This window comes from Ruminobacter sp. RM87 (genome assembly GCF_000701925.1).
Classification (GTDB): domain Bacteria; phylum Pseudomonadota; class Gammaproteobacteria; order Enterobacterales; family Succinivibrionaceae; genus Ruminobacter; species Ruminobacter amylophilus.
The window spans coordinates 71111-77310 of record NZ_JNKD01000005.1 but is presented as its reverse complement, the minus strand read 5'-3'; the positions used below and the strand labels follow the sequence as shown (position 1 = coordinate 77310).

At 40.5% G+C, this 6200-nt stretch carries 6 protein-coding genes; 5 read left to right on the top strand and 1 reads right to left on the bottom strand.

Translation table 11 applies throughout. The annotated features are described in order from the left end of the window. Positions 1–253 (top strand): hypothetical protein (locus T489_RS0102745; RefSeq protein WP_031578510.1); only part of this gene is annotated, 253 nt, incomplete at its 5' end. 118 nt (positions 254–371) lie between these two features. On the opposite strand, the gene T489_RS0102740 is transcribed toward T489_RS0102745, so the two are convergent. Beyond that, the gene (locus T489_RS0102740) at positions 372–1394 is read right to left on the bottom strand and encodes a LysM peptidoglycan-binding domain-containing protein (protein ID WP_232218271.1); all 1023 of its coding nucleotides are present in this window, start codon (positions 1392–1394) and stop codon (positions 372–374) included. Positions 1395–1904: 510 nt separating this feature from the next. On the opposite strand from T489_RS0102740, the gene def reads away from it, so the two are divergent. The 4 genes from def (at position 1905) to trkA (ending at position 6196) form a co-directional block, all read left to right on the top strand. Further along, on the top strand, positions 1905–2435 hold the full coding sequence (gene def, locus T489_RS0102735) for a peptide deformylase (RefSeq protein ID WP_031578508.1): 531 nt from the start codon (positions 1905–1907) through the stop codon (positions 2433–2435). Between the two features lie 77 nt (positions 2436–2512). Continuing rightward, entirely contained in the window at positions 2513–3454 is a 942-nt protein-coding gene (gene fmt, locus T489_RS0102730) for a methionyl-tRNA formyltransferase (protein WP_031578507.1), read from the top strand. Further along, complete coding sequence (gene rsmB, locus T489_RS0102725) at positions 3451–4767, top strand: 16S rRNA (cytosine(967)-C(5))-methyltransferase RsmB (RefSeq protein WP_031578506.1); 1317 nt, start codon at positions 3451–3453, stop codon at positions 4765–4767. Before fmt ends, rsmB begins: the two co-directional genes overlap by 4 nt. 22 nt (positions 4768–4789) lie before the next feature. Continuing rightward, on the top strand, positions 4790–6196 hold the full coding sequence (gene trkA, locus T489_RS0102720; protein WP_031578505.1) for a Trk system potassium transporter TrkA: 1407 nt from the start codon (positions 4790–4792) through the stop codon (positions 6194–6196). Positions 6197–6200: the final 4 nt, after the last annotated feature.

The window sequence follows — 6200 nt, the reverse complement described above, 5'->3', positions numbered from 1 at the left end:
CAGTATTCTCTGCATGCTAAGACATCGCATCCATTCAGCAGAAGCAAAAGGCATTCAACTGCCGTTTGACTCAGTACCCAAAATGCTGTCTTCACTGTCAAATATAACTCAGACGATATTCCCAGACGGAGGATATTTCTCTGAAATAGTAGGAAAGAAGAAGGAGCTGTTTGAAGGATTGGAAATTCCATTTCCGGAGCCTGAGATGAATATAGAGTACGAGGAAGATGCTGCAACTGAAGCGGAGGATTAACCACTGAGAAAAATCCTCAGCATTGGAGTGCTGAGGATTTGTTGATTTGCCCATAGTTACACAAAAAAGTGCAAAGAATGGGACTCTTTTTTATAAATAAATTCAGATAACAGCTTCTTTATTCAGGTTTAACCAACTTGTATCCCTTGAATACAGGATCGGAGCTATTCATGATGATGGCTAAGGCCACATTATCATATGTGCGATATACCAAAGCCTGACCTATAACATCATCAGGTAATACGTTATCAGAAGATGAAACCAGTCTTCTACCTGCACCGGCCATAGTAGCATATGAGGTGTCATCTGCAGTCTCACCAACTAACTTGGCTCCGATTCTGCTGATTGAGAACACATCACCAACAGATACGCCGTCCTTACTGCCCTTTCCAACAATAACAGTGTCATAGATTGCTGCAACACCGCTACTTTCTTCTGCAAGACCTATGATAGTTGTATCAACAGTTGCAGCCTTAGGAACAAAATAAAGACCATAGCCGTTATCTTCTATAGGTAATACATAATCACCATTTGAAACAGCTGTCTTATTCTTAACAAGATAGCTCTTGTTAAACTTACCGTCTTTACCGTACTGATCGCCACCCACTACTACACCGGTGAAAATAGCGTGGAAAGCTACCTTTTTACCTTCGTCATTTATAAGAGCCTGACCTTTATGATAAACACCATACTGCTGACCCTTATTCAACTTACCATTGACATAAACATCCTTGGTTTCAGCAAACAAACGGCGTTCTTCGTTATTACCGGCAACATATGGGTACTTATCAAGCTGAGCCTGATCATAAGGGAGAATAACATCATTTCTTAAGAAAGTTTTAATTGCCTCGGCATTAATAGTCGGAATAGGATTGCCCTTCTGGGTAGTTGCTTCACGTTTAATGTAAGGCTTTCCGTCAATCCATACCAAAGTAAGAACATCACCAGGATAAATCCAATGCGGATCGTCAATCTGAGGATTAACGTTCCAAATCTTTGGCCAGTACCATGGTTTTTTCAGGAATTTTCCTGAGATATCCCAAAGAGTATCGCCCTTTTGAACTACATATTTGGTAGGATGATTCTCATTAACTTCCAATGTATCGGCCATAGATGCTGTTGCTAACAGCACTGAAGCCATAAAAATTCCTAATTTTTTAAGTATCATACTGATCCCTGCTACTTTGTATTCAGTCCATGCCGTACAAACAATCAACACTTAGCTTGTACGAATTTTTCTTCAGTCATTCGCATCCCAGCATGAAATCCGTCAATGTCAGCATCAACCAATCTTGCAAGATCACCAAAATGACTCTAATTTAATCATAGTATCTAATAGATTAAATTCTTAATGATTAAGTCGCAATAAATACTACTTTTTTTTAAATTATCGATCACAATTTAGAATTAAAATACAATTTTATATGCATTTTTTTGCATAATGCGAAACTTGGTCATCTTAAAATTTAAACAACAGCTCATTACCCATTCAGATTCCGAAAACACATCAGAAAATTCTATACTATCATCTATATGGTATAATAAGTACAGAAACGGATTATTCAACAAGCATGCGGCACATTATGTATGAACCCTACGCTGTCCGTGTTTTCATAACAATCAGACAAATAATAAAGGATTCCATCCATTCATGGCTATTTTAGAACTGTTATATTATCCTGATGAAAAGCTTCATCAGGCTTCCTCTCCTGTAACCGAATTTAATGATGAACTCAAAAAGCTGGTTACCGACATGTTTGAAACAATGTACGCAGATGAAGGTATAGGACTGGCCGCCCCGCAAATCAATGTATTCAAAAGAATTGTAGTTATAGATGTTGTAAATGAACGCAAACCTGAAGATCAGCTGGTTCTCATCAACCCAGAATTCATATCCAAGGAAGGGACAACAGGCATAGACGAAGGATGTCTTTCAGTTCCCGGACTCAGAGGAAAAGTTGAAAGAGCAGAAAAAGTAACAGTAAAAGCCCAGAATCTCAATGGTGAATTCTTTGAAATCAATGCGGATGGACTGTTGGCAATATGTCTGCAGCACGAAATTGACCATTTAAACGGCAAGCTGTTTATTGATTATCTGTCACCTCTCAAGAGAAACATGTATCGTTCAAAAGCAAAGCTGCTAGCAAAAGAAAGAGAAAGACAGAAAAAGCAGCAGGACTAGTCACCATTGAAACAAAGCTGCTGATTTAGACTTAAACTTGTTCATTAGGGTTTTTCACCAGACGGAGCAATCTAGACATGAAAATTTTATTTGCCGGCACACCGGATTTTGCCGCAGTACATCTGCAGAAACTTATAGACTGTAATGCGGACATCTGCGCAGTATTAACACAGCCAGACCGCCCGAAAGGAAGAGGTCATCATCTTGCCCCGTCTCCAGTAAAGGAAACAGCTCTCAAGGCAGGTATACCCGTATACCAGCCGGAAAAATTACGTAACAACGAAGAAGCAATCAGGATCATACAGGAACTTGGGGCAGATCTGATGATTGTTGTGGCATATGGTCTGATTCTGCCTGATGAGGTTATCTATGCTCCACGTCTCGGTTCCATAAATGTTCACGGTTCAATACTGCCTCGCTGGAGAGGCGCAGCTCCGATTCAGCGCTCTCTGTGGGCAGGAGATCCTGATGCCGGCGTAACAATCATGAAAGTCGCAACAGAACTTGATTCTGGAGATATTATAAAAATTGCGACACTGCCGATCACCGAAGAAGACACTTCTCTTTCTCTTTACGAAAAGCTGGCAGTTCTCGGTGCGGAAACACTGTGCGGAATGCTTGATAACATGGAAGAAATGATAAGCCATGCCATTCCTCAGAATCCTGAACTTGTCACATATGCCAAAAAGCTAAGCAAAGAAGAAGCCTTGATTGATTTCAATCTTGATGCATCAACACTTGAAAGATATATAAGAACATATATTCCATGGCCTCTTGCATATTTTTCACTTGATGAAAACATCATCAAGGTACACAAAGCTCAGGTTCTCAACGAACAGACCAACAAAACTCCGGGTGAAATTGTCAGCGCCGGAAAAGACGGCCTTGATATTGCCACTGCCAACGGAATTCTCAGAATCAAAGAACTCCAGCTTCCAAATAAAAAAGCAATGGGCTTTGCTGATGTCTACAACTCAAAGAAGGACATGTTTAAACCAGGCAGGATGGTTAATGCATGATCAGTACTAAAAACCCCAGAGTCATTGTAGCTGAAATACTGACCGAAGCACTCCATGAAGAACAGCCACTTATGGCCACAGTTAAACTCAGAGCCAAAAAGCTGTCTGTGTCTGATGCGTCTTTTCTTAAAGAACTGGTGAACGGCATCCTGCGCAACAAGCTGTTCCTTGAAGGCATCCTTGATATATTGCTTGAAAAACCGTTCAAATCAAAATCAATAAAAGCTAAATATGCAATTCTTGCAGGGCTTTATCAGCTGGCTTTTCTGAATACTCCTAATCATGCAGCCGTCAATGAAACGGTTAAAGCTGTCGGAGAGTTAGGTTTTGATACGCTGAAAGGGCTGACCAACGCAGTAATGCATGGTTATCTTAGAAAAAAAGCAGAGATAGATGAACGGTTAAATAAATCATATGAAACAAAGTACTCCTTCCCGCAGTGGCTTATTTCCGACATAAAATCAGCCTATGGCAAATCTTTGGGCTCCATACTTGAACAGTCCAACAATCATCCTCCTTTAACAATAAGAATCAATACTGCAAAAGTATCGCTATCAGATTACATTAATCTTCTGGCAGAAAAAAGATTAGCCGGAACCCCGGTTGAAGGCGTTCCCTGCGCATTAACAGTTACTCCTGCCGTTAACGCTGAAGAACTGCCTCTTTTCAAAGAAGGATTTGTATTTATTCAGGACGCCGCCGCTCAGCAGGCCGCTATTTTTTTGGATCCTCAGCCAGGTGAAGTAATACTCGATGCGTGCGCGGCACCAGGTGGAAAAACAACTCATATTCTGGAAATATGCCCTGAAATAAAAGATCTCGTAGCACTTGATCTTGATGAAGGACGACTTAAAAGAGTCAAAGATAATCTGCATCGACTCGGACTTGAAGCCAAAGTTATCGCTGCCGATGCATCATCAAAAGACCATTCATGGAGTCCTTATCCGCAATTTGACAGAATACTTCTTGATGCACCATGCTCTGCCACAGGAGTTATAAGACGCCATCCCGATATAAAGTGGCTGCGTACTCCAGAAGAAATTAAGAGTATAGTTAAACTTCAGCGAGAAATTTTGGAAAATATGTGGCAAATGCTGAAATCAGGTGGCATTATGCTGTATGCAACATGTTCAATTGAACCGGTAGAAAACACTCTTCAGATAAAACAATTCTTGTCTGAGCATAAGGATGCTGAGCTCATTCCTCTGAAACAGGATGAATCAGCAGATAATCCCGGACTGCAGATTCTTCCGGGACAAAACAGCATGGACGGTTTTTTCTACGCTAGATTAAAAAAGAATTTTGTTTATTAAATAATCACACCGGAGTACAGCCATGAAGATAATCATTTTAGGTGCCGGACAGGTTGGATCCGGGCTGGTGGAATATCTGGTTAATGAAAATAACGAAATAACTCTTGTTGATCAGAATTATGAAAGGCTGCAATTAATCAAAAACAGGTTTGATATAAAAGTAGTGCAGGGATATGCTTCTTATCCCGCCACACTGAGAAATGCTGACGCCGACAATGCTGATCTTCTCGTGGCTGTAACCGATTCAGATGAAATAAACATGTTGGCATGTCAGCTTGGGTATTCCCTGTTCAAAATTCCGCAAAAGATAGCACGTATACTCAATCATGATTACCTGTCAGAAAAAGATCTTCTTTTCACCGATAACGCCATTCCCGTGGACAACATTATTGCTCCGGAAAATCTGGTAATGCAGGAAATTGTCAAGCTTATCGAATACCCAGGAGTTACTCAACTGACAGAATTTGCCGACGGCAGACTTTGCATGGCCTCAGTAAAAGCTTACTACGGGGGCTCCATTGTCGGAAGTTCAGTAAACAATCTTTCCAAATACATCAGTAATGCAATTATCAAAATTGTCGCAATCTATCGTCAGGATAAGCTAATCAATCTTAACCCTAACACTGTTATTGAAGCTGGTGATGAAGTTTATTTTATTGCCGCCAAAGGTCATGTAAGACTGATGACCTCAACACTGCAGAAACTTGAACCACCATACAGACGTATCATGATCGTCGGAGGTGGAAATATTGCCCGAAACCTGGCATTGAACATATGCAAAAAATACAGCGTAAAACTCATTGAAACCAATTCTAAAAACGCAGCCTCTTTAGCTGACGAATTCGATAAAACCTCTGTTGAAGTATTCTGTTCAGATCCTTCAGATCAGAATTTCCTCACAGAGGAACACGTAGATATGATGGATTTGGTTATATCCGTTACTGATAACGATGAAACGAACATTATGTCTGCACTGCTGGCCAAAAAGCAGGGTGCCAAAAAGGCCATAGTATTAATACAGAAATACGCCTATATCAACCTGCTGTCAAATAATGCAATCGACATATATATTTCTCCAGGTGATGCCACGATCTCGGCACTGCTGACAAACATCCGCAGAAACGGAATCATTAATGTAAAAACATTAAAACACGGTCTGGCTGAAGGTCTTGAAATAAAGCTGTCGGGAGACTATTCGCACAGCAATGTTATCGGCAGATATGTAAAAGATCTTAAACTGCCTCAGGGAATATCCATCTGTGCCGTCGCAAGAGAAAATGAAATGCTCATTCCGGATGATAAAACCACATTACAGGCTAACGATACAGTGGTATTCTTTGTTTCAGAAAAGAAAAACATCAGGGAACTCATCAAACTGACCTCACCTAAAGCCACTTTCTTTTCAGCACTATCGTCAAAAGCAAATTAACCGA